The 24074-nt window shown below is 56.6% G+C and carries 18 protein-coding genes; 12 read left to right on the forward strand and 6 right to left on the reverse strand.

The window, feature by feature from the left end:
• Nucleotides 1–561 (forward strand): ABC-type transport auxiliary lipoprotein family protein, encoded by a 561-nt coding sequence (locus MWU61_RS10260; protein WP_247128275.1) that lies wholly within the window; start codon nucleotides 1–3, stop codon nucleotides 559–561.
• Nucleotide 562: 1 nt separating this feature from the next.
• On the opposite strand, the gene MWU61_RS10265 is transcribed toward MWU61_RS10260, so the two are convergent.
• From MWU61_RS10265 to ugpC, 3 genes are all read right to left on the reverse strand, one after another.
• A complete protein-coding gene (locus MWU61_RS10265; RefSeq protein ID WP_247128276.1) occupies nucleotides 563–1699 on the reverse strand; it encodes a Gfo/Idh/MocA family oxidoreductase in 1137 nt (378 codons plus the stop codon).
• A 12-nt stretch (nucleotides 1700–1711) separates the two neighbouring features.
• Nucleotides 1712–2764 (reverse strand): sugar phosphate isomerase/epimerase, encoded by a 1053-nt coding sequence (locus MWU61_RS10270; protein ID WP_247128277.1) that lies wholly within the window; start codon nucleotides 2762–2764, stop codon nucleotides 1712–1714.
• A gap of 142 nt (nucleotides 2765–2906) precedes the next feature.
• Nucleotides 2907–3968, reverse strand: coding sequence for a sn-glycerol-3-phosphate ABC transporter ATP-binding protein UgpC (ugpC, locus tag MWU61_RS10275; RefSeq protein WP_247128278.1), 1062 nt, complete (start codon nucleotides 3966–3968; stop codon nucleotides 2907–2909).
• A gap of 247 nt (nucleotides 3969–4215) precedes the next feature.
• Here ugpC and MWU61_RS10280 point away from each other — a divergent pair, with 247 nt between their 5' ends.
• The 4 genes from MWU61_RS10280 to MWU61_RS10295 all read left to right on the forward strand — a co-directional run bounded on the left by MWU61_RS10280 (nucleotide 4216) and on the right by MWU61_RS10295 (nucleotide 8557).
• Complete coding sequence (locus MWU61_RS10280; RefSeq protein ID WP_247128279.1) at nucleotides 4216–5478, forward strand: ABC transporter substrate-binding protein; 1263 nt, start codon at nucleotides 4216–4218, stop codon at nucleotides 5476–5478.
• Between the two features lie 131 nt (nucleotides 5479–5609).
• On the forward strand, nucleotides 5610–6539 hold the full coding sequence (locus MWU61_RS10285) for a sugar ABC transporter permease (RefSeq protein WP_247128280.1): 930 nt from the start codon (nucleotides 5610–5612) through the stop codon (nucleotides 6537–6539).
• 1 nt (nucleotide 6540) lies between these two features.
• The gene (locus tag MWU61_RS10290; protein ID WP_247128281.1) at nucleotides 6541–7389 is read left to right on the forward strand and encodes a carbohydrate ABC transporter permease; all 849 of its coding nucleotides are present in this window, start codon (nucleotides 6541–6543) and stop codon (nucleotides 7387–7389) included.
• 199 nt (nucleotides 7390–7588) lie between these two features.
• Complete coding sequence (locus MWU61_RS10295) at nucleotides 7589–8557, forward strand: rhodanese-like domain-containing protein (RefSeq protein ID WP_247128282.1); 969 nt, start codon at nucleotides 7589–7591, stop codon at nucleotides 8555–8557.
• Between the two features lie 134 nt (nucleotides 8558–8691).
• Here the strand turns inward: MWU61_RS10295 and MWU61_RS10300 are convergent, their stop codons facing one another.
• Nucleotides 8692–9780, reverse strand: coding sequence for a Gfo/Idh/MocA family oxidoreductase (locus MWU61_RS10300; protein WP_247128419.1), 1089 nt, complete (start codon nucleotides 9778–9780; stop codon nucleotides 8692–8694).
• Between the two features lie 11 nt (nucleotides 9781–9791).
• Nucleotides 9792–10499 carry a GntR family transcriptional regulator gene (locus MWU61_RS10305; protein WP_247128283.1) on the reverse strand — a complete coding sequence of 236 codons (708 nt, stop codon included), beginning with the start codon at nucleotides 10497–10499 and terminating at the stop codon, nucleotides 9792–9794.
• Between the two features lie 102 nt (nucleotides 10500–10601).
• Here MWU61_RS10305 and MWU61_RS10310 point away from each other — a divergent pair, with 102 nt between their 5' ends.
• From MWU61_RS10310 to MWU61_RS10320, 3 genes are read left to right on the forward strand one after another with little or no spacing between them, the layout of a single operon-like run.
• Nucleotides 10602–11759 (forward strand): LLM class flavin-dependent oxidoreductase, encoded by a 1158-nt coding sequence (locus MWU61_RS10310; protein ID WP_247128284.1) that lies wholly within the window; start codon nucleotides 10602–10604, stop codon nucleotides 11757–11759.
• A complete protein-coding gene (locus MWU61_RS10315) occupies nucleotides 11756–12646 on the forward strand; it encodes an aldo/keto reductase (RefSeq protein WP_247128285.1) in 891 nt (296 codons plus the stop codon). Before MWU61_RS10310 ends, MWU61_RS10315 begins: the two co-directional genes overlap by 4 nt.
• Nucleotides 12646–13152: a flavin reductase family protein gene (locus MWU61_RS10320; RefSeq protein ID WP_247128286.1), complete on the forward strand. Its 507-nt coding sequence runs from the start codon at nucleotides 12646–12648 to the stop codon at nucleotides 13150–13152. Before MWU61_RS10315 ends, MWU61_RS10320 begins: the two co-directional genes overlap by 1 nt.
• Nucleotides 13153–13238: 86 nt before the next feature.
• On the opposite strand, the gene MWU61_RS10325 is transcribed toward MWU61_RS10320, so the two are convergent.
• Entirely contained in the window at nucleotides 13239–14435 is a 1197-nt protein-coding gene (locus MWU61_RS10325; RefSeq protein ID WP_247128287.1) for a DUF4147 domain-containing protein, read from the reverse strand.
• 135 nt (nucleotides 14436–14570) lie between these two features.
• Between MWU61_RS10325 and MWU61_RS10330 the strand changes: the two genes are divergently transcribed.
• From MWU61_RS10330 to MWU61_RS10345, 4 genes are all read left to right on the forward strand, one after another.
• Nucleotides 14571–15242, forward strand: a complete 672-nt coding sequence (locus tag MWU61_RS10330; RefSeq protein WP_247128288.1) for a hypothetical protein — start codon at nucleotides 14571–14573, stop codon at nucleotides 15240–15242.
• 72 nt (nucleotides 15243–15314) lie between these two features.
• A complete protein-coding gene (locus tag MWU61_RS10335) occupies nucleotides 15315–17186 on the forward strand; it encodes a DNA polymerase Y family protein (protein ID WP_348645579.1) in 1872 nt (623 codons plus the stop codon).
• Nucleotides 17187–17450: 264 nt separating this feature from the next.
• The gene (locus MWU61_RS10340) at nucleotides 17451–20741 is read left to right on the forward strand and encodes an error-prone DNA polymerase (RefSeq protein WP_247128289.1); all 3291 of its coding nucleotides are present in this window, start codon (nucleotides 17451–17453) and stop codon (nucleotides 20739–20741) included.
• A 62-nt stretch (nucleotides 20742–20803) separates the two neighbouring features.
• Nucleotides 20804–24004, forward strand: coding sequence for a reductive dehalogenase domain-containing protein (locus tag MWU61_RS10345; RefSeq protein ID WP_247128290.1), 3201 nt, complete (start codon nucleotides 20804–20806; stop codon nucleotides 24002–24004).
• The last annotated feature ends 70 nt before the right edge of the window (nucleotides 24005–24074 follow it).

The following is a 24074-nucleotide window of genomic DNA, read 5'->3' on the forward strand; positions in this document are numbered from 1 at the left end:
ATGTTTAAACCACTTCTTTTGACCGTTGCCCTTACCGCGCTGGCCGCCTGTTCCGGCCCGACCAATCGGGTCGAGATGACACCGTTGAATTCTACGTTGGATCTGCGGGCCAATGTCAGTTCCGCCATTGTGCGGACCGTTTCCCTGCCAAGCTATGCGGCAGCCGAAGAAATCTCCATCGAAAGCCCTGAGGGTTTGATCACCACCGATGGCGCATTTCTTTGGGCTGATGAGCCTGAACGGGCCGCTACGCTGACCATCACGCGTCACCTGAACGACATTCTGACGGCAACAATCGGCCCCGATCCGTGGCCGTTCGCGGGCATCCCTGATGTGGCCATTGAGGTCCGCGTCGAAGAAATGCTGGCGGGCAATGACGGGGTTTTCACCCTGCGCGGTCAGTACTTTATCGGGGGTGACGGGATTGATTACCCGAACCGTGCGCGCAGCTTTGCCTACACAACACCGCTTGTGGGTGAAGGCCTAAACGGCGTCGCGCAGGCGCAGTCCCAAGTGATCTTGGAACTGGCCGAAGATATCGCCCGCGCCTTGTCGCGTTAGATCAGCGATCCAGTTTGACCCACGCGCTGTCGCGCTTTGACGACCGGACACAGGCATCGACGAACTGCATGCCTGCGATCCCTTCTTTGATACCCGGATAGGTCACCGCTGGATCAAGCGGGGTGCCGTCGCGCTGCGCCTCAATTGCATCTGCGGCTTCGCTGTAGATATTGGCGAACCCTTCCAGATACCCTTCAGGATGGCCTGCGGGGATACGCGACATGCGGATGTTTGCGTCCAGCGCGCCTGCCCCGTTCGTGGTCAGCAATTGCTTAGGTTCGCCATGGCGTGTGAACCATAATTGGTTGGGGTTCATCTGCCCCCATTCCAACCCGCCTTTGTCGCCATAAATGCGCAAAGTCAGCCCGTTTTCGTTCCCCGGTGCGACTTGGGAACACCACAACATCCCCTTTGCCCCACCACGAAAACGCATCATGACATGGGCGTTGTCGTCTAGTTCTCGGCCCGGCACGAAGGATGACAAATCAGCGGCAAGGCTTTCGACAGACAGGCCCGTCACGAATTCGGTCAGGTTAAACGCATGTGTCCCGATGTCACCAGTGGACCCACCTGCCCCCGACCGCGCCGGATCAACGCGCCATTCGGCCTGTTTGAATTCTTCTTTGTTCGTCAGCCAGCTTTGCGCATATTCCGCCTGCACGACCCGCAACTCGCCTAGATCGCCGTTTTCGATCATGGCTTTTGCCTGACGCATCAGCGGGTAGCCTGTGTAATTATGGGTCAGCACAAACAGCGCATCGCTGTCTTCGACGACTTTCGCCATCTTCTTGGCATCCGCCATCGTCGATGTCAGCGGCTTGTCGCAAATCACATGAATGCCGCGTTTCAAGAATTCACGCGTTGGCGCGAAATGCATGTGGTTCGGTGTGACGATTGCGACCGCTTCGATCCCGTCTTTCAAACGGGCCTCGCGGATCGCCATAGATTTGAAATCGTCATACACACGGTCAGGTGCTAGCCCCAAAGCCGCGCCAGAGGCCTGTGATTTTTCGGGCGTTGAAGAAAGCGCACCTGCCACGAGTTGAAAACGTCCGTCGATGCGTGACGCGATGCGGTGGACCCCGCCAATGAACGCGTCATTGCCGCCACCGACCATACCTAAACGAATGGGTCTCATGATCATGTCTCCTTACAGGCCAAGCATCTTGCGGTTGGTCGCTTCATCGACCGCACCGCCTGCAAAATCGTCAAAAGCATGTTCGGTCACGCGAATAATGTGATCTTTGACGAACTGCGCACCTTCCCGCGCCCCATCTTCAGGGTGTTTCAACGCACATTCCCATTCGACAACGGCCCAGCCCGCGAAATCATTCGCGGCCATTTTGGCGAAGATCGCCCCGAAATCGACCTGACCGTCGCCCAAGCTGCGGAACCGACCTGCCCGATCAACCCACGATTGGTAGCCGCCATAGACGCCTTGACGGCCCGTTGGATTGAATTCCGCGTCCTTGACGTGGAACATCTTGATCCGGTCTTTGTAGATGTCGATGTTATCGATGTAATCAAGGCACTGCAGAACGTAGTGCGACGGGTCGTAAAGCATGTTGCAGCGGGCATGGCCACCAAGCCGTTCGAGGAACATCTCAAACGTCACGCCGTCATGCAGGTCTTCGCCTGGATGAATTTCATAGCAAACATCAACGCCGCATTCTTCCGCGAGGTCCAGAATTGGACGCCAGCGGTTCGCCAATTCATCAAAGGCCGTTTCAACGAGACCCGCCGGACGTTGTGGCCAAGGATACACGTAGGGCCACGCCAGCGCGCCTGAAAATGTCGCCATTTCCGTCAGGCCAAGATTCTTGGACGCCTTCAGCGCCATTTTGACTTGATCGACAGCCCACGCTTGGCGTGCAGCGGGGTTGCCCTGCACCTCTGGCGCTGCAAAAGCGTCAAATGCGGTGTCATATGCGGGGTTCACGGCGACCAATTGGCCCTGCAGATGGGTCGATAGTTCGGTTACGGTGACGCCATTCGCTGCCGCCTCGCCCGCCCATTCGTCACAATATGTCTTTGATTCGGACGCCTGTTTCAGGTCAAAGAATCGCGCGTCCCAGCTGGGAACCTGCACGCCTTTGTAACCGCAATCAGCCGCCCATTTTGTAATGCCACCCCACGTATTAAATGGCGCCGCATCGCCTGCGAATTGAGCCAAAAACAGCCCCGGTCCCTTAATCGTTTTCATGATGCCTCCCGCATGAATCACTGATGGCGCACCAGCGCCCATCTTTGGCGACAGCAAAAACTATAACGATTTAGAAAGCAAGCCGAGACATGAAAAAAGCCGCGCACCCAGCGGTGCGCGGCCTTCAAACTGCATGCTAAGATTAGCTGCGAATGCGTTGTTCCGTCTTCGCATCGAACAGGTACAGGCGGGATGGATCAACCGTGATCCCGACAGTTTCGCCGGATGAAACACGTTCGTCACCACGTTGTTCGATAACGATTTTTTCGCCTGTGCTACCCTCAAGGTATGCGAATGAAACACCACCAAGGCTTTCGACCATATCAACGTTCAATGCGTTGCCTGCGGTGTCCACCTCAAGGTGCTCAGGACGCAAGCCAACGGTCACGTCGTGGCCTTTGTAAGCGGTGGAAAGATCAGCCGGAATCGTCATGCCTAATGCAGGGACTTCGACGCCGCCGTCGACGACTTTACCGTTCAAGAAGTTCATTGCAGGTGATCCGATAAAGCCCGCAACAAATTTGTTGTCCGGATCACGGTACAGATCCATCGGTGCGCCAACCTGTTCGATCACGCCTTTGCGCAGCACAACGATCTTGTCGGCAAGGGTCATCGCTTCAACCTGATCGTGCGTCACGTAGATCATCGTTGCGCCGATTTCTTTGTGCAGACGTGCGATTTCGACGCGCATTTCAACACGCAATTCGGCGTCGAGGTTGGACAATGGTTCGTCGAATAGGAAGACTTCTGGGCCCCGAACAATCGCACGGCCAATAGATACCCGCTGACGCTGACCACCTGACAAGGCAGCAGGTTTGCGGTCCAGATAGTCTTCGAGCTTTAGAATACGTGTCGCTTCTGCGACTTTTGCTTCGATTTCGGCTTTGGGATGGCCGTTCATCTTCAGGCCAAAGCCCATGTTATCTTTGACCGTCATGTGCGGATACAGCGCGTAGGTTTGGAAAACCATCGCCACACCACGCTGGGACGGGTCCATCCGAGTTACATCGCGATCACCGATGTGCATCTGACCTTCGGTTGTTTCTTCAAGACCCGCGACCATCCGCAACAATGTCGACTTACCGCAGCCGGAGGGGCCAACAAAAACGCAGAACTCACCATCTTTGATTTCTAGATCAATGCCGTGAATGACCTGAACGTCGCCATACCGCTTGATGACCTTGTCTAGTGTAACGCCTGCCATGACTGTCTCGCCTCCCGAATGTGCCGGCCCAAAGCCCGCTAATTTCATGATCTGCTAGCCATGAATGCGCATCCTGTTTGATGTGCAATTCGATCACGTCTAGCCTCGACCTGTTGACAACACTACGCGAGTCGCGTTTTAGTTTCAATATTCAAAACCTAGTTCCAAATATTGAAACCACCGCAAGGCAGGCCGATATCGGAACTTCGGTGGGGAATGGAAGACGGAAGCACCTAGGGAGGACACTATGCGTTCCATCATGAAAACATCCTTTGCAGCACTCGCAGCTGCTAGCATCGCAGCAACTGCTGCTATGGCAGACGGTCATGCACTGTCTGGCGATCTGAAAATCACATCAGACATGTCCAACCCAGCGCCACGCGCTGTGATGGAAGGTATGGTCGCTGATTTTGGCGCCCTGCACCCTGACCTGAACATCGAGCTGACGATCGTTGACCGTGAAGCTTGGAAAACACAAATCCGTAACGCGCTGACAGCCAACTCACCTGACGTTGTGAACTGGTACGCGGCTAACCGTATGAAGCCATACGTAGACGCAGGCCTGTTCGCAGACATCTCTGACCTTTGGGCAGAGCCAGAGTTCGCAGCACTTGCATCCACCAAAGGTGCGATGACGCTGGACGACAAACAGTGGGGCGTGCCGTACACGTACTACCAGTGGGGCGTTTACTACCGCAAAGACATCTTCGCAGATTTGGGTCTTGAAGAGCCAACCACTTGGGAAGAAGAAAAAGCGAACTGTCAGGCAATCCTCGACAGCGGCGTAAAGTGCTACACAATCGGGTCCAAGTTCTTGTGGACTGCTGGCGGTTGGTTCGACTACATCAACTCCCGCACAAACGGCTATGACTTCCATATCGCACTGGCATCCGGTGAAATCGAATGGACAGACGACCGCGTACGTCAGACATTCGCTAACTGGCGCGAACTGATCGACATGGGCGCGTTCATCGACGACCACCAGAACTACAGCTGGCAAGAAGCCATGCCGTTCATGGTCAACGGTGAAGCAGCATCTTACCTGATGGGTAACTTCTCTGTCGCAGCATTCCGCGAAGGTGGCCTGACAGACGATCAACTGGACTTCTACCAGTTCCCAGTGATCAACCCAGACGTTGACTACGCAGAAGACGCGCCAACAGATACATTCCACATCCCAGCTGGTGCTGAGAACATGGAAGCGGCGAAAGAATTCTTGCGCTTTGTGACATCTGCGGAAAACCAGACCAAGATCAACTCTGGTGACGCGCTGGGTCAGCTGCCTGTGAACGCAAACTCTTCCATCGACGCGGACAAGTTCCTCGAAGAAGGTTTCGAGATGCTGTCCAACAACGCTGGTGGCGGCATCATGCAGTTCTTCGACCGTGACTTCGATGCGGAAATGGCATCTGTCGGCATGGAAGGCCTGCAAGAGTTCATGGTGTTCCCAGACAACCTGGATGACATCCTGGCACGCCTGGAAGACACACGTCAGCGTATCTACCAGTAACGCTTAAGATTTCGCGCCCTCCTCAGATTTGAGGGGGGCGCACTTTTCAAACCCATCCGCAAACCTGACAGCATTTCAGGTTTTCGCATGCGTTGACCCCTTAAAATCAGGGTGCGGGAGGACACGACCCCATGGCATTTACAACAGTTGAACCTTCAACGGCCGAACGCGGCTGGTACAAGCGCAACGAGATCGCGATCACACCGTGGTTGTTCTTGTTTCCAGCCGTCTTGTTCTTTGTGGTCTATGTGATCATTCCGATCGGCCAATCGTTCTGGATTTCGTTTCACGAATGGGATGGTCTAGGCGAAAAAACCTACGTTGGCTTGGCCAACTACGAACGGCTTTTGACCGACGATCGCAAATTCAACATTTCGTTCGTAAACAACATCAAATGGCTGCTCCTGTACCTGCTGGCGATCCCGCTGGGATTGATGATTTCATTGTTTTTGAACCAGACAGTCACGGGTATTCGGCTTTATAAGTCTTTGTTTTTCTTCCCGTTTGTGATCAGCCAAGTCGTTGTGGGCCTCGTGTTCTCATGGTTCTACCTGCCGAACTTTGGCCTGTTCAGCGTGATCCTTGATATCTTCGGACTTGAGGTCAAAGGCGGCGTTCTGGGCAACCCGAACACGGCCACCTACGGCATTATCGCGGCAGGCCTTTGGCCACAGACGGCATACTGCATGATCTTGTATCTCACAGGTCTGAACGCGGTTGACCCCGAACAGGTCGAAGCGGCACGTCTTGACGGCGCTAAGGGGCACAAGATGCTCTGGTATGTGATCCTACCCCAGCTGAAGCCCGCGACCTTTATCGCTTTTGTTGTGACCATCATTGGCGCGCTGCGGTCTTTCGATTTGATTTCCGTGATGACGAACGGTGGTCCGTTCGGGTCCACACGGGTTCTGTCGTTCTACATGTTCGAGGAATCACTGTCCGAATTTGGCTTCCGCATGGGATACGGGGCGGCCATCGCAGTGGTCCTGTTCTTCATCATGCTAGGATTTATCGTCTACTTCCTGTGGTCGATGTACCAAGACGAAAAAGGGGCGCACTAAGATGTTTCCAACACCCATCGAAAAGTCATCCCGCACGTGGCAGATCAGCTATCAGATCATCCTGCCGATCGTTTTGGTCATCTGGCTTTTGCCACTGATCGCTGTTGCCATGTTCTCGATTAAGCCTGACGCGGATTTCGTAAACGGGAACTTCTGGGGGCTGCCATCCAGCTTCGAGATGTTCAACAACTACGGCAAGGTGTTCTTTGAATCCAACATGCCGAAATACCTGCTGAACTCTGTGTTCATCACGATCCCAACGGTGATCGGTGCGGTGGCCTTGTCGGCCATGGCAGGTTTCGCACTTGGTATTTATAAGTTCAAAGGCAACCTGCTGATTTTCTTCATGTTCATCGCTGGCAACTTCGTGCCCTTCCAAATCCTGATGGTGCCCGTACGCGATCTGACGATCAGCCTTGGCATGTACGACACAGTGCAAGGTTTGGTCCTGTTCCACATCGCGTTCCAAACTGGGTTCTGCACGCTGTTTATGCGGAACTTCATCAAAGCCCTGCCTTTCCCGCTGATCGAAGCCGCGCGCGTCGAAGGCATCGCGGAATGGCGCATCTTCCTTTACGTCGTGCTGCCACTGATGAAACCAGCGCTCGCAGCGCTTGCCGTGTTAATCTTTACCTTCATCTGGAACGACTACTTCTGGGCGGTTGTGCTGACACAAGGGCCAAACGCGCAGCCAGTGACGGCAGGCATCACAGAGTTCAACTCGCAGTTCCGCGCGGCCTACCATCTGATGTCCGCAGGGTCGATCGTGGCGGCTTTGCCGCCGGTCGCGATGTTCTTCTTGATGCAAAAGCACTTCATCGCAGGTTTGACACTAGGTGCAGTGAAGTAACACCTCTTCCCAGTATCACAAGAAAGGGCGCCCCGCATAAACGGGGCGCCTTTTCTATGTATAAAATTCCGCATTTCAAAGGCCTCGCGCCATGCAAATGTCTAAAAGTTTTGTAGGTTTGTACTAAATATCGACACATTGCCGTGCCATCTGACGCTAGTGAATATGGCACTCAGGGTGCCTAAAAAAGGTAGTCACTATGAAGTTTTTAAAAGGTTTTCTTAAAACGCTCGCAATCAGCACACCGTTGTTCATGGCTCTCCCAAACATCGGATCAGCGCAAAGCGCATCATCCCAGCGATCGATCACACCGTCAGACTGGTCTCGCTACGTCAATGTGAATGAACTCAGCGCCTTGATGGAACAGGTACCGGACATTCAGATCATCGATATCCGTGCCGAAAAATACATGCCTAAGGGGTCAATTCCCGGTGCTATTTGGATGTCCTTCCCCAATTGGCAGGGGCCCGCGGACCGTGCGGGACGTATGCTGACCGAGGCAGAACTTGAAACGATGATCGGCAGCATTGGGATCGACCCTGACCTGCCAGTTGTTATTCACAATCAGTCTGGCCACATCGTGCAAACTGGACGTGCCGCGATTGTCTATTGGGTTCTAAAATCCGCTGGGTTCCAGAATATTGCCATCTTGGAAGACGGTTTCAAAGCCTGGCAAGCCGCTGATTTACCAACAGTTGATGAGCCGACGGTTTTACCTGCAACTCTCGTTGATTTGGAAATCCAGACTGATTGGTGGGCCGACCCGATGGATATTTTTGCCGTCGCGAGCGGCCAAATAGACGGGGCAATTCTTGATGCGCGACTGGACGGACAGGTTCGGAAGTCCATGGAAACGGGCGAACCCTTGGTCAGCATGCCAATGGCGCAATACGTGCCGTCAAGCTGGTTCACCAACGATCTGGATGCCGACAATCTATCAGCACAGGCCGTACAGGAATTTCGCGAAAGGCTTGAAGGCCGCGGGCTGCATCTTGACGACGAAATGCTGATCAGCATTTGTCAGACAGGTGAGCTTAGCGCTGTGTCTTGGTTCTATGCCTCTGAAATCGTGGGTATCGAAAACGTCCGCTACTATCCTGACGCGCTCAAAGGGTGGTCACGTGACGGTGGCATTATGTTTGGCATGGATATGTCTGCAGACCGTTAGTCGAACAAAACGCCGCGCAGATGCTGCGCGACGTAGCTGTTTGCGACGATCTATATGATGCGTCGATCCGCAAGCTGTGGAGGGTTTTCAACGCGTAAACCCAGCGAACGCCTTCCCCGCGGGGAAGGTTTCAATCACAGATCAAGCATCACAGCCTGACCGGTACGGGCGGATTCCTGTGCCGCGAGGCCAATTGCAACGGCTTTCATGCCGTCATCTGCCGTGACTTCCACAACGCCTTCGCCGCGCACAACCGCGTTGAACCGCTGGTGTTGGTAGAAGGTCGATCCGTTGTGATCGCCTGCTTCCAACAGCGTTGGATCAACCGGAATTTCAGACGTGAACGGCCCCTTCGGTGCGCGTGGTGAAATGATCAGCTGCGGCACAGGCGCCTCACCCAGCGCCTTTGGCCAGAACCGGCCCGGTCCGGGAACCAATGCTTCGATTTTCGCTTTGGGGCCTACAGCGCTAATTTCTTCTTGGTAGCGTGATCCTTCGGCGAACATGCACAATTCCAGCATCGCCCGCGCCCCGCCTTTGAAATCAATGATCACATAGCCATGGTCCCAGATGTCCGGTGTTTCGTCGTTGTAGCGTTCTTCAAGGTGGTTAAACCCCTGCCCCGCAGACGCCATAACGCGGATCGGTTCGTCTTTGAGGATCAACCGCATCAGGTCGAAGAAATGGCAGCACTTTTCGACCAATGTTCCGCCTGTTTTTGCGTTGAATCGGTTCCAGTCCCCAATCTTGGGCAAGAACGGAAAGCGGTGTTCGCGCACGGTCAGCATCTTGATACCGCCCGTGGCTTGCTCTGCTTGCTCGATCAGGGCCGCAACTGGCGGCATATAGCGGTATTCCATCGCAACCCAAAACGGTTCCGGATAGTCCGCCGCAAGATCCGCAATCACGCGGGCTTGCGCGGGGTCGGTGTACAACGGCTTTTCGCAAAGAACGGGCAAAGGCCGTGTCTGTGCGATGATCTTCATCTGATCCACGTGCAGATAGTTCGGGCTGACGATCACCAGCGCGTCGATGTTCTCGAACGCCAGCAAATCTTCTAAGCTATCTGCCACGTATGCGTCGCCAGCCAATGTCGCGGCGCTTTCCGCCAGATCACGCACTGGATCAAAGACCGCAGTGACCGTCCCATGGGGAAGAAGCCCGATATTTTGGATATGCTCGCGGGCCATCATGCCGCATCCAATTATCCCGTAGTTGACCATTTCCAACGTCGTTACCCTTTTCCGATGCGCGATATGTAACGCGCCTTGTTATAATCGAACCAAGTCCGGGAAAATTCCGCAGGCGAACCTGCTGCGTCGGAACTGACCCGTTCAATGTATCCAGCCATATCGCCGGTCTGCAGACCAAAGCTGTCATGGCACCAAGCGGGCACAGGTGCCACGCCAATGTCATCAACCGCGGAGCCGATCATCAGCCCCAGATCATGACGATAAAAATGATAGAGCGACTCGCTCAGGTCCTCGGCGGTTACGGTGTCGCGATACGACCCGTCCAGCCAGATTTCCTCAAGCGCGATCACTTCCTTATCCAAGGACCGCAGCCGTCTGATCCGGTGCCCTTCGGCGGACGGACCAAAATCGGGCATGCCCGTTTCTTTTGGCAAGCGCGTCACATCCAGGACACGCGCCGTTGGCAGACCGCCCCCGCCCGTGCGTTCCAAACGGAAGAACGCATAGACCGACGCTACATCGGTTTGATGACGCACGTAGTTGCCGGACCCTTGGACCCGTTCCAGCATCCCTTTGTCCGCCAAATCGCCCAGCGCCTTGCGGAGCGTGCCCACAGAAATACCAAGCTCGACCGCCATATCCCGTTCGGGTGGCAAACGCGCCCCGTCGGCCAAATGCCCCGCTGCAATTTCACGGATCAGCATTTCGCTGACTTGGATATACTTTGGTAACGATGAGGCGTCCGCCATCTCGGTCCCTCCCCGGTCCGATTTGATAATTGATCCACCATTGATGCACACAATCTGCCGTGCTAGGCAAGAGGCAACAACACCCAAGGGGAAGTGGAATCAATGACTGTCGTACCAATTACCAGCCCTGATCTTGATGCAGCAGAGGTTTCGTGGTTCTCCGCTTTGTGTTCGGACGATTACCAGTTCCTTGGGGTGCCTGACCCTGATCTGAAATCGTCGTGGGAACATTGCCGCGACATCGCTTTGACGGCTGAAAAGCAGGGCTTTCGCAACATTCTTGCGCCATCGTCTTATCAGGTCGGTCAAGACACCATGTCCTTTGTGTCCGGCATGGCCCCGCTGACTGAAAAGATCAACTTTCTGGCCGCGATCCGTTGTGGTGAAATGCAGCCGATCATGTTGGCGCGGACCATTGCGACCCTCGATCACATGCTGAAAGGGCGTCTGACGCTCAACGTGATCTCATCCGATTTCCCTGGTGAAGTGGCCCCGAGCCCGTACCGCTACAAACGCTCTCATGAAGTCGTGCAAATCCTGCGTCAGGCGTGGACCCAAGACGAGATTACACACGACGGTGAAGTCTACCAGTTTGACAAAGTCCCAACCGGTCCGGCCAAGCCGTATCAACAGAATGGCGGCCCGCTGCTGTATTTCGGTGGGTATTCCCCAGACGCGTTGGAACTGTGTGGTGCCCAATGTGACGTCTATCTGATGTGGCCTGAAACGCAGGACATGTTGGAACAGCGGATGAAGGACGTGCACGCCCGTGCCGCCGCCAATAACCGGACGCTTGATTACGGTCTGCGGGTCCACATGATCGTCCGCGATACCGAAGCCGAGGCGAAAGAATACGCCGATTACATCGCGTCTAAACTTGACGATGAATACGGCAAACTGATCCGCGACCGCGCGCATGATTCCATTTCCTTAGGCGTGGCGCATCAGGCGAAAGCCCGTGAATTGGCCGATAAATATGGCTACACTGAACCCGGTCTATGGACTGGCGTTGGCCGTGCGCGGTCTGGCTGTGGCGCTGCCCTTGTCGGGTCCACAGATCAGGTTATGTCCAAGATTGAAAATTACCAAAAGATGGGCATCCGGTCCTTCATCTTCTCCGGCTATCCGCATATCGCAGAGGCCGAACATTTCGGCAGCCGCGTGATGCCACACTTGAAAACCTGTTCTTTGCCGCATGCCTACGGGCGTGTGCCATCAGAAACACCAGCAACGCCACTTGGCACAGGACCCCGTACATGAACCGCGTCGACATTACCAAAGACCTTTCCTTTTCCCGCATCGTTTACGGCATGTGGCGGCTGGCAGAGGCGGATGACACATCCCCCGCGCACGTCCAAGAAAAGATCGAAGCCTGTCTGGCCCAAGGCATCACCACGATGGACCAAGCCGACATTTACGGCGGCTATGAGGCCGAAGAAGTGTTAGGTGCAGCCCTGAAAGCCGCCCCTGCCCTGAAAGACAAAATCGAGATCGTGACCAAGTGCGATATCGTAGCACCTGCTGGCCGCTATGCGGACGCATCGTGCAAATTCTACGACACCTCCGCAGCGCACGTGACCGCATCTGTTGATCATTCCTTGCGCCTGATGGACGTGGACAAGATCGACACGCTGCTGATCCACCGCCCTGATCCGTTCATGGATCAACATGAAACAGGTGCAGCACTTGATGCGCTTGTGGCCTCCGGCAAAGTCCGGACTGTTGGCGTGTCCAACTTCAAACTGCACGATTGGACGCTGCTGCAATCCGCGATGAAAACGCAGCTTGTGACGAACCAGATCGAACTTTCCCTGACTGCAAACGAAGGCTTCACAAACGGCGACGTTGCATACCTGCAAGAACGCGGTGTGCCGATTATGGCATGGTCCCCACTGGGTGGCGGCGCTTTGCTGACCTCGAATTCTGCGACCCGCGATCTGATGACCGAAATCGGTTCTTCTTTTGGCGTTGATGCGAGCGCAGTTGCAGTGGCGTGGCTTTTGGCGCACCCTGCGAATATCATGCCGGTGATGGGGACCAATAACCTGAACCGGATCAAAGCGTTGTCTGATGCCCTTAAGGTCGAAATGACCCGCGAGCTTTGGTTCCAGCTTTACACCGCAGCCCTTGGCAATGAGGTTCCATAATGGACGCAGGCACAATCGCAACTTTCGACCCCAGCTCTGACCCCGACAGCTTTCGCGGCGCGTTAGGCACCTTTGTGACTGGCGTCACCGTAGTCACAACCGACAGTCCGGAAGGACCAGTGGCTATTGTGGCGAATAGTTTTGCTAGCGTGTCACTTGATCCACCTTTGGTCCTGTGGTCACCGGCGAAATCGTCCAAGCGGTTCGAACATTTCGCAGGGTCGCGTCGGTTTGCAGTGCATATTCTGGCAGCTGACCAGCGCGATATCTGTGCGGCGATCATCAAGTCGAAAACAGCAATCGCTGATATTCCGATGCATCTCTCACATTGTGGCATGCCAATCATCGAAGGGGCGCTGGCCACCTTTGAATGTAACTTGGAGGCCACGCATGACGCGGGCGATCACGTGATTGTCGTGGGCCACGTTACAAAGGCGCACCACCAAGGCGGCGACCCGCTGGTGTTCCACGGTGGCAAATACGGTCAATTTAAGCAGATTGATTAAATTGAACGGGCCAGTCGCGTCACAGCGCTGGCCCCTTTCTTTTGGCCTTAAATATCCCGGGGGAGCCGCAGGCGGGGGCAGCGCCCCTACCCCTGTCTAATCAGAACGCCCAAATCAGCGACATTCGTCCCCGTGGCCTCGGTGATCAACAAATCACCCGCCAAAGCGAGCGCCGCATAGCTGTCGTTGTTTGCCAACAAGGCGTCCAGTTCACCACCAGCCGCTGCGATCCGGTCCAAGGTTCCGTGATCCACCAAACCGCCCGCCGCATCTGTCGGCCCGTCACGCCCGTCCGATCCACCTTGCAAACAGCACCAGTCGGTCCAGCCGCGCGCACGCGCTTCAAGGGCGATCCGTAGCGCCAGTTCCTGATTACGCCCGCCGCGCCCTGTGCCCTTTAGCTGCACGGTCGTCTCTCCGCCCCAGATCGTGAAACCTGGTCCGGCCGCGTCGCATATCTCACGCGCCGCATCAGCGACATCGCCCTCGACCGGATCAAGCACTTGTGCGTCAGGCCGTTTGGCCGCCATGGCATCAACGCTCAGCGCATTTGATCCGACCAACACATTGTGATGTTTCGGCAATACCGCCGCGGCGACGTCTTTCTCAAGATGCGCCCTGATCGACTGTGGTACATCGTCCCAAATGCCTGCTTTCTCCAAGATCGCCACGGCTTGGCGCGCTGTGCCCAAAGGGGCAGCGGTCGGGCCACTGGCAATGGTCGACAGATCATCGCCGACGACATCCGACAGGATCAGGGCCGTCACCGATTGCGGGGCAGCCGCTGCCAAAAGCCCGCCACCTTTGATCTTGGACACCTGCTGGCGGACAAGGTTCATTTGCGTGATATCAAGGCCTGCCCCAAGCAGCAGCGCATTCAGCGCCGCCTTATCCGCAAGACTGACCCCATCCACGGGTGCGGGCAGCAAGGCCGACCCACCACCGGAAATCAAAGCGAGTACGGGACCTGTGGCGGCGGCAAGATCAGCCAATACGGCATCAGCGGCTGCAGCCCCGTTTGCATCTGGCACAGGATGACCTGCAGCCATGACAACGGCACCTGTCAGATCGACTGCATTTTCATAATTCGTGACGACACGTGTTGGAACATTTGGGAAAACGTCCAATGCGGCGCGGGCCATTTGCACTGCGGCCTTGCCCACAGCAATGATCAACGCGGGTGGTGCTACATCAGATATATGTTTTGAAACAGCGACATATGGGTCGGCAGCCGCAACCCCCGCAGCAAAGACAGCCCTTAGTTCGTCACGTACATGCGTCATCTTGATCCCCTTTTGCACAGCTTACGACAGGATGGATCGGACACAAGGCATCAGATCTTCATGGCACAAACATTTGACGCAAAAGACGACTCGCCATATAAGAACAAAATGTGAACATTAACCATTGGAGCCTTCGTGCAGTGCCCACCCCACCCATCACCGTCATCCACCCACATGCAAAACCGGCATACACAAAAGGATGCGGGCAAACAGGCGACGCTTGGGGAAATCTTTGCCACAGCAGTCGTGGACGGGGCACCAACAGGATTTGCACTGGCGCAAATGCATGGCACCGACAAACCACTGCTGTGGGTGCAGGACCGGTTGTCACGCCGCGAAGCGGGACGTCCCTATCTGGCGGGGCTCTATCCGGTGCGCGACATCATCCACGTGGACGTCAGTCGGGCGATCGACGTGCTATGGGCGATGGAAGAAGGCCTGCGTTGCCGCGATCTATGTGGTGTGATCGGGGAAGTCTGGGGGGATCCGCAAGCGCTCGATTTCACGGCGACCAAACGGCTCGCACTCAGGGCGGAAGCCAACACCGTGCCCGCATGGCTGATCCGCAGGGCAGCCCATCCCAATCTCAGTGCCGCGCGCGAACGCTGGACAGTCAGCAGCTTGCCCAGCATGGCACTGCCCTACGACAATCGGGCACCGGGGCAACCGCTGTGGCAAGCGGACCTGTTTCGGGCACGCTGGCGCGCACCGGGACAATGGGTGGCGCATTATGATGACAGCACAGGATTGGTACTGCAGCACGGTACCGCAGATGACCAAGCACAAGCGTCCGCAATGCAGGCGTAACCGCCCCATCTTTTGGCCCCAAATATCTTCGCCGAAGGCATCAAACCCGCATAACACACGGAAAGATCAAAAATGAAAACCAAGGACAAGCTGCCTGTCCTGCCCTTTTCGCCGCCCAAAGCCAAAGACACCGCCGCCGAAAGCACGACAGGGCACACTCCCTCCCGGACCAATCCGGATATGCTCGCACATGCCATAGAGGCGCTGCGAGCCGCGATGGCCGTTGACCACCACACAAAAGCTGGCCCCGCAAATCAGGACAGTACAGACACCACATGGGTCAGTGATCCCGATAGCTTCACCCCTATCGGTGCGCCAAAATCACCGCCCCCCCAGCGTCTTGCGCAAAAGGTTGGGCGGGTGGGTGTCGCCGCAGGCGCAGTCACACAGCCCAACAACAGCATAACCAAACCAACACTGACACGCAGGATCACCACGATCCACCTGCCCCGCTTTGCCATGGAACGCTGGGCGCGTTGGGCCGCCACCCAAAACGAAGCGCCCCCTGAAGACATCCCCGCGGCCCTCGCCACCGAAGGGCATCACGGATCAATCATCCACGCCACCAATAGGGCTGCCGAAACCGAAGGTGTGCACATCGGGGCGCGCGTCGTTGATATGCGTGCGCTGTGCCCCGACCTGAAGGTGACTTTTGCAGACATCGGCGGCGACCAGAAGGCGTTGGAAAAACTAATGCTCTGGGCGCGGCGCTGGTGTCCGTGGACGGCGATCGACGGCCCCGCAGGACTGGTTCTGGACACCACGGGGGCCGACCACCTTTGGGGCGGCGAGGCCGCAATGCTGCGTGATATGGAAGAACGGTTTGCGCGACTTGGCCTGTCCGCCAATCTCGCGGTGAGCCCCACCCATGGGGCGTCTTGGGCGCTCAGCCGGTTTGGCGGGGTGCGTGAAGTCTGTACAGCAGACGCGTTGTCCACACGCATGTCCAACATGCCCGTGCGCGCCCTGCGGTTGACGGGGGACACCGTGCAATTGCTCAACCGGTTGGGGCTCAAATCGGTGGGCGATCTGATGGCTGTCCCACGTGTGTCACTGGCACGACGGTTTAGTCGGGCCGATCTGATTGCTAACCCGCTCTTGCGGCTTGATCAGATGATGGATCGCCTTGCCGAACCGGTCAGCGCGCACGAAGATCCACCACGCTTTGTGGTGCAGGCTAATCTGGCAGAACCTGTGCAAGACCCAACGCCCCACCTGCCCGCGCTGTGCAAAGATCTTTGCGCCCAGCTTACCCAAGCAGGATTTGGGGCGCGGCGCATCCAAGTGCGGGTATTCCGCACGGATGGTGAAGTCAGCCACATCGACGTAGCCACAGCCCAAGCCAACCGTGACCCCGATCACCTGCTGCGGCTGTTTGATGATCAATTGGAACGGATCAATCCGGGGTTTGGTTTCGATCTGATCACGCTCGGGGCTACGATGGTCGAAGCCATGCAGCACCGCCAACCGGGACTTAGTCAAAAGGGCCAAGATGGGGCGGACCTCCCGCAACTGCTGGACCGGCTGACAGCGCGGCTTGGGGCACATGCGGTCACACGCCCTACCCACAACGCCAGCCACATGCCTGAACGGGCAGAAGTCTGGCAACCCGCACTGCAAAACGCCCAGACGACAAGCACCATGCGGACCAAACGGCCCACACGGCTGCTTGATCCCCCCGAAGAAGTCCGCGTGCTCTACGCAGTCCCCGAAGGGCCTCCGGCCCAATTCGTCTGGCGGCGGGTCACGCGACGTGTCGTCCGGTTTTCAGGCCCCGAAAGGATCGCGCCGGAATGGTGGCAGGATATGCCAGGGACACGGCTGCGCGATTACTACAATGTGGAAGACCAGCTCATGCACAGGCTCTGGCTCTATCGGCACGGGGTACTGGGGGATTATCGAGGTACGACACCACGTTGGTTTGTACATGGAGTCTTTGCGTGATGACGTACCCCGCGATGGGGGGCCAGCCCCCCATACCCCCCGGGATATTTATCGCCAAAAGAAAGGATAGGTTAACCTTAACCGGTTACTCTAACCGCACGGTACAGGCGGGGACGCCGATGACCGTGCCAGAAGAAGGTGTTTCGTCTACTATATTGCGGGCGAAACACTTCCTTTCTTTTGGCGATAAATATCCCGGGGGAGCCGCAGGCGGGGGCAGCGCCCCCTCCCCGCCCGCCGCAGGCGCAAGTCCAGACATAGACGATGCCTGAGAACGATCATGCCATTCCGCGCCGTACCGTTCCTTTGGATGGTATTTACACGCCCAATGACCGCTGCCCCTTTGTTGAATTTTCCCTGACCACCTGCTTTTCATTTCTGCGTGGCGCCTCAGATGCCGTGGATCTGGCCACCACGGCGTGGGAGTTAGGCTATGATGCTCTGGGCTGCGCGGATTGGAACAGTTTTGCAGGTGCCGTTCGCATCTTTTCTGAAGCCACAAGCTGTCAGTTACGTCCGTTCATTGGCACAAGGATCGTGCTGCAAACCGGCGAAGCCTTTCTCGTCTACCCCAAGACCCGCACAGATTACGGTCAGCTGTGTCGCTTGATTTCCAAGGGCCGGATGCACGATGCCGATGGGCAGTGGCAGGCCAAGGGGCTGTGCGATCTCACGCTGGCCGATCTGGCAGCCCACACTGATGGGTGTGTCGTCATTGCCGTTCCCCCCAAGGCCGTGTCCCGCTTTGCCCGCAGCCTGCCCAAGTTCAAACGCGCCCTGCCCGCACTCACACATATTGCCGCCAGTTATCATTATCGCGGCGATGATCGTGCGCGGATTAACCGTCTTGATGCGCTGGCAGATCAGCACAAACTGACCCTTCTGGCCACAAATGACGTCCTGTATCACGCCCCTGAGCGTCGCCCATTGCAGGACGTGATGACCTGTATTCGCGAGAAGACCACCATCGCCAAAGCCGGTTACAAACTGCTGCCCAACGCCGAACGTCACCTCAAATCCCCCGACGAAATGATCCGACTGTTCACCGAGTGGCCCCACGCGATCCGCGCCACCCGCGATCTGGCCGATCAGATCAGCTTCAGCCTCGATGAGTTGCGTTATGAATATCCGTCGGAGGTGATCCCGACGGACATGACTCCGCAGGCCTATCTCGAACAGCTGACGTGGGACGGTGCGAAGACCCGTTATCCGGACGGCATTCCGGAAGAGACCCGCACGACGATCCTCAAAGAACTGGCGATGATCCAGAAAAAGGAGCTCGCTCAGTATTTCCTGACCATCCACGACATCGTCCGCTATGCCCGCGAAGATGCCAGCCCGCCGATCCTGTGTCAGGGCCGCGGATCAGCCGCGAATTCTGCTGTGTGTTATGTTTTGGGCATCACGGCTGTTGATCCTGCCCAGCATCAGCTTTTGTTTGAACGATTCATTTCAGAGGACCGCGACGAGCCGCCCGATATTGACGTCGATTTCGAACACGAGCGGCGCGAGGAAGTCATCCAGCATATCTACGCCAAATATGGCCGTCATCGCGCGGGGCTTTGCGCCACCGTGATCCATTACCGCCCCCGTTCCGCCATTCGCGAGGTGGGCAAGGTGATGGGCCTGTCAGAGGATGTCACCGGCGCGCTGTCAAAAACCATTTGGGGGTCGTGGGGCAAGGATGTCGATGGCAGTCATGTGTCAGAGGCCGGTCTTGATCTGTCTGATCCAATTTTGCGCCGCACGATCATCGTGGCCCAGCAATTGATCGGGATGCCCCGCCATTTGGGCCAGCATGTGGGCGGGTTCATCCTGACCGAAAAGGCGCTGACAGAGACAGTGCCTATCGGCAATGGTGCGATGCCGGACCGGTCTTTTATCGAATGGGACAAGGACGATATCGACCGACTTGGGATACTCAAGGTCGATATTCTGGCGCTTGGGATGCTGACCTGTATTCGTAAGGCGTTCGACATGATTGAAGCCCATTACGATCAAAAATGGACCCTTGCCACCGTCCCCCAAGAAGACCCGCGCGTCTATCATATGCTGTGCAAAGGCGACAGTATCGGGGTGTTTCAAGTGGAAAGCCGCGCCCAGATTAACATGCTGCCGCGCCTGCGCCCCCGCACCTTTTATGATCTGGTGATCGAGGTCGCGATTGTCCGTCCCGGTCCTATTCAGGGCGATATGGTGCATCCCTATTTGCGCCGTCGAAATGGGGAAGAGGTGATCTCGTACCCTGCCCCCGCCGCCCCGCATGATCCGCAGGAATTGAAAAAGATTTTGGGCCGGACCCTCGGCGTTCCCATCTTCCAAGAACAGGCGATGAAGATCGCTATTGATGCCGCCAAGTTTTCGTCCAAGGAAGCCAATGAATTGCGCAAGGCGATGGCCACATTCCGGTCCAAAGGCACAATTGGGTTGCTCGAGGATAAGATGGTCGGGCGGATGGTCGAACGTGGCTATGATCCGGAATTTGCCGCCAATTGTTTTAACCAGATCAAAGGGTTTGGCGAATACGGTTTCCCTGAATCCCATGCCGCCAGCTTTGCCCAGTTGGTTTACGTGTCGTCGTGGCTGAAATGTCATTTTCCGGATGTGTTTTGTGCCGCTCTGCTCAATTCCCAGCCGATGGGTTTTTATGCCCCTGCACAGCTTGTGCGCGACGCGCAGGAACATGGCGTCGAGGTGCGACCTGCTGATGTGAATTTCTCGGATTTCGACACCACGTTGGAACCCAAATCCACGGGTGGTTGGGCTGTACGGCTCGGGTTGCGCCAGATTGGCGGACTGCGTGCGGATGCCGCCGCCAAGATCATGCACGCCCGTGATCGGCCGTTTGAAGACATTCCCGACCTGCAAAAACGCAGCAAGATCACCGCCCCGATTGTCCGCCGCTTGGCTGAGGCGGACGCGATGCGATCCATGTTCATCGACCGCAGGCAGGCACTGTGGGAAGCCAAAGCGCTGCGCGATGCCCCTGATCTGCCGTTGTTCCAAGATACACGCGATGAGGGCGCAGAGGTCACCGTGCCCCTGCCCGTGATGCCAGTGTGCGAACAGGTCGTCGCGGATTACCAGACCATGCGCCTGTCTTTAAAGGCGCACCCGATGGCATTCCTGCGTAAATCCATGCGCAAACAGGGGTTTATGAATACCGTACAGCTGAAAAATGCCCGTCCGTGGCAGAAGGTCAAGATGGCTGGCCTCGTGTTGATCCGCCAGAAACCGGGCACCGCGAAGGGCGTGTGTTTCATCACGATTGAGGATGAAGTCGGTGTGGCGAACCTTGTTGTTTGGCCCAAGATGATGGAGGCCTACCGCAAGACCGTAATGCAATCGCGGCTTTTGATGATCGAAGGTTACGTGCAGCGCGACGTTGATGTGATCCATGTGGTGGCCCAACATCTGGTGGACCGAACCGATGCGCTGATGCGGCTGGCCCCTGAAGGGCGCGACGCGGATGGCGACCAAAAGCAACCTGCACCAGAACCGCGCACCCATCCGCGCGATGTGCGGATCATTCCCAAAAGTCGCGATTTTCATTAAAGGTTTCACCTTGCCAGCGCGGTGCAATTTCTGTCTTCTGCCGCCAACAACAAGGCAGGCTCATGAAGATTTTCTCTGACAAGTCACGCGCCCCGCATTTGGGCGTTTATCCATCCGAACGGCTCGCCCGTGTCGACGCAATGCCGCCGCTGGATATCGCCCCGCTGGCCCCGCTCGATTTTCATCGACCGGAAGACCCCGAAAGCATCGTGAATGCGATGGGTGAATTTCAGGCGATGATGGATGCCATTCGTGGTGGAATCGTGAATAGCACTGTCGCGGATATTCCCACAGACCTGACGGAACGCGCGAACCATCTGAAATCATTTGGATATTTCTCGGATGCGAGCATGGTGGGAATTGGCCCGCTGACCGATGCCTGCCGTCTGGCCACGCCGACCCGCAACCCCGATATTGCCCGATTAGCCGAGGCGTTGAAGACCCGTCAGACCAAGACATTGGCCGCTGGTATCGACATGATTATGGCTGACCTGAAGGAATCGATGCAGGCCGCCCCTGTCCCGATTACGGACCACACAACGACGCTTGTGTTCTTGCAGGAATACCACCGCGATCCCGATCCTTACGAGCCGGGCAGCGATTGGATCAAGGATGCGCAGGCCCATCGTGCCTGTCTACGCGCGACCGAGACCGCGACGGTTCTGGCGAACTATATCCGGCTGCTTGGCTGGGATGCCCGCGCCCATACCGCCACGACATCGGACGTGGATTTGCAACGCTGCGCGGTTGCGGCAGGGCTTGCCACGATCGAAAATGGCACGTTGGTCGCTCCTTGGGTCGGCACTCGCTTTGGTCTTGCTGCAATCACCACGAGCATGCCTTTGGCGCACGACAAACCATTGGCCCCGATGGCGGATCAGCCGTGGTTCAAGACCCAGGGTCCCGCATGGTGGACCGGCTACGGCACGCAGAAATCCGCGTTCAACCGCGATCCATACGCCAACCGTCGGTACGCGGAAGGCGCGCATCCGTTCGAGAAGCTCAAACGTGTCGCGGACCCGACCACCTATATTGACGAACCTAATGTCGCTCGGGTCCCGAAACGCGGCGATCTGTTTGCGCGGGCGCAATTTGGCGACATGGGTAAGAAAACGCAGGACGCAATGAAAGGCGGAATGCATGTGCGCAAAGCCGCCCCTGCCGCCGCGCAACGGCGTGCTTTGGGCGCGTTTACGTTGCTGCAGGACGGGGACACGCGTAATGTCCATCGCCCGACAGACGCGCAACGCAATGCCGCGAATATCAAAGCGGCGTCGTATTTTCTGGGCGCGGATGCCGTCGGTCTGTCGCGCTGTCCCGATTGGGCATGGTATAGCCATGACGCCATCGGTACGCCGATTAATCCCCCACATGATCAAGCGATTAGCATGATTATTGATCAGGGTTTCGAGACGATGGATGGGTCGTCCGGTGACGACTGGATCGCGGTCGCGCAGTCGATGCGGGCCTATCTGCGGTTTTCGCTGATTGGGGGCGTGATCGGGCAGCATATTCGCAACCTCGGCTATAAGGCGAAGGCACATACGGTGATCGACGGTGAAGTTTTGCAGCCGCCACTCTTGTTGCTTGCTGGCTTGGGAGAGGTATCGCGGATTGGTGAGGTGATCCTGAACCCCTACCTCGGGCCGCGTCTGAAATCGGGTGCCGTGACCACAGACATGCCGATGGATCACGATTTGCCGATTGATTTTGGCCTGCAAAAATTCTGCGAAAGTTGCAACAAATGTGCGCGTGAATGTCCATCAGGCGCGATCACGGCTGGCCCCAAATTGATGTTCAACGGCTACGAGATTTGGAAATCCGACAGCCAGAAATGCGCGACCTACCGGATAACAACCGATGGCGGCGCGATGTGCGGGCGCTGCATGAAAACCTGTCCGTGGAACCTTGAGGGGTTATTCGCTGAGGCGCCGTTCCGGTGGGCCGCGAGCAACCTTCCCGCAGCCGCACCTGTGCTGGCAAAGCTTGACGATATGGTCGGCAATGGCGGGCTGAACCCCGTGAAAAAATGGTGGTGGGATATATCGCTGCATGATGACGGTGGATACAAACCCACGCCTGATCCGGTGAATAGCCGCGATTTGCAAGTCGACCTGGATTTGAAGTTCGAGGACCAGACGCTGGCGGTTTACCCTGCCCCGCTGGCCCCGCATCCGTGGCCCTACCCCGATCCGATGAACCGCGAAAAAGGGATTGAAGCCTATCACGCGATGCTGACAGCGGATGCCTATAAGCTGAAGTCGGCGGCGGGCGAAACTGATCACATTCACCGCTATGTTGTGCCAACGGATGCGCCGGTGATTGCCGTGCGCGTGTCCCGCGTCGAGGTCATGACCGACAGCGTGACGATGTATGAATTCGAGGCGCTAGACGGTGGCGATCTGCCAGCATGGCAGGCCGGTGCGCATCTGGATATCGTGGTGGCCCCCGAACTGCTGCGGCAATATTCCATGTCAGGAGACCCGAAAGATCGCAGCAAATATCAAATTGGCGTCCTGCGTGAAGATCAGGGACGCGGCGGGTCCGCCCTGCTGCACCGGATTTTCAACGAAGGTCGGCGGGTTTTCATTTCCAAGCCGATCAACCATTTCCCGCTGAACGAGGACGCGCCGAAAAGCTACCTGATGGGTGGCGGCATTGGTGTGACGCCAATGATCGCCTTTGCGCACAGGCTGCATGATCTGGGGCGCGATTTTGCGCTGCATTATTCCTGCTCTGCGCGCGAGAATGCCGGTTATCTAAATGAACTTGCTGCGATGCCTTGGGCCGATAAGGTTCATCTGCATTTCAGCGCAGATGACACGCGTGCCGATCTCGATGTTATCCTAGGGAATGCCCCGACAGGTGCACATGTCTATACTTGCGGTCCCGAACGTTACATGACGGCCGTCATGGATGCTGCGATCAATTCGGGTTTCCCCGAAGAAAACAGACATCTCGAATATTTCAATGTGCCGGATGTGCCCGACTACGAAAACCATCCCTTTGTCATTCAATTGAAAGACGGCCGCCAATTGAACGTGCCAGCAGATAAATCTGGCACCGATATTTTGCAGAACGCGGGCGTGCCAATTGATGTGAAATGCAGCGATGGATTGTGTGGCGTCTGCCAGTGCGGCTTAATTGCAGGGGACGTCGAACACCGCGATTTTGTACTCTCTGCAAAACAACGCGAGACCCGGGTTATTTTGTGCCAAAGCCGCGCGGCGAACGAAAACGGCGTGATCGAAATCGACCTTTAAGGCCGATAAGGTCGCATTATCAATCTGAGTGATCACGCCTAAATGCCAGAAAAATAAAGCCAATGACGAG

This window comes from Loktanella sp. F6476L (assembly GCF_023015725.1).
In the GTDB taxonomy this organism is placed as follows: domain Bacteria; phylum Pseudomonadota; class Alphaproteobacteria; order Rhodobacterales; family Rhodobacteraceae; genus Yoonia.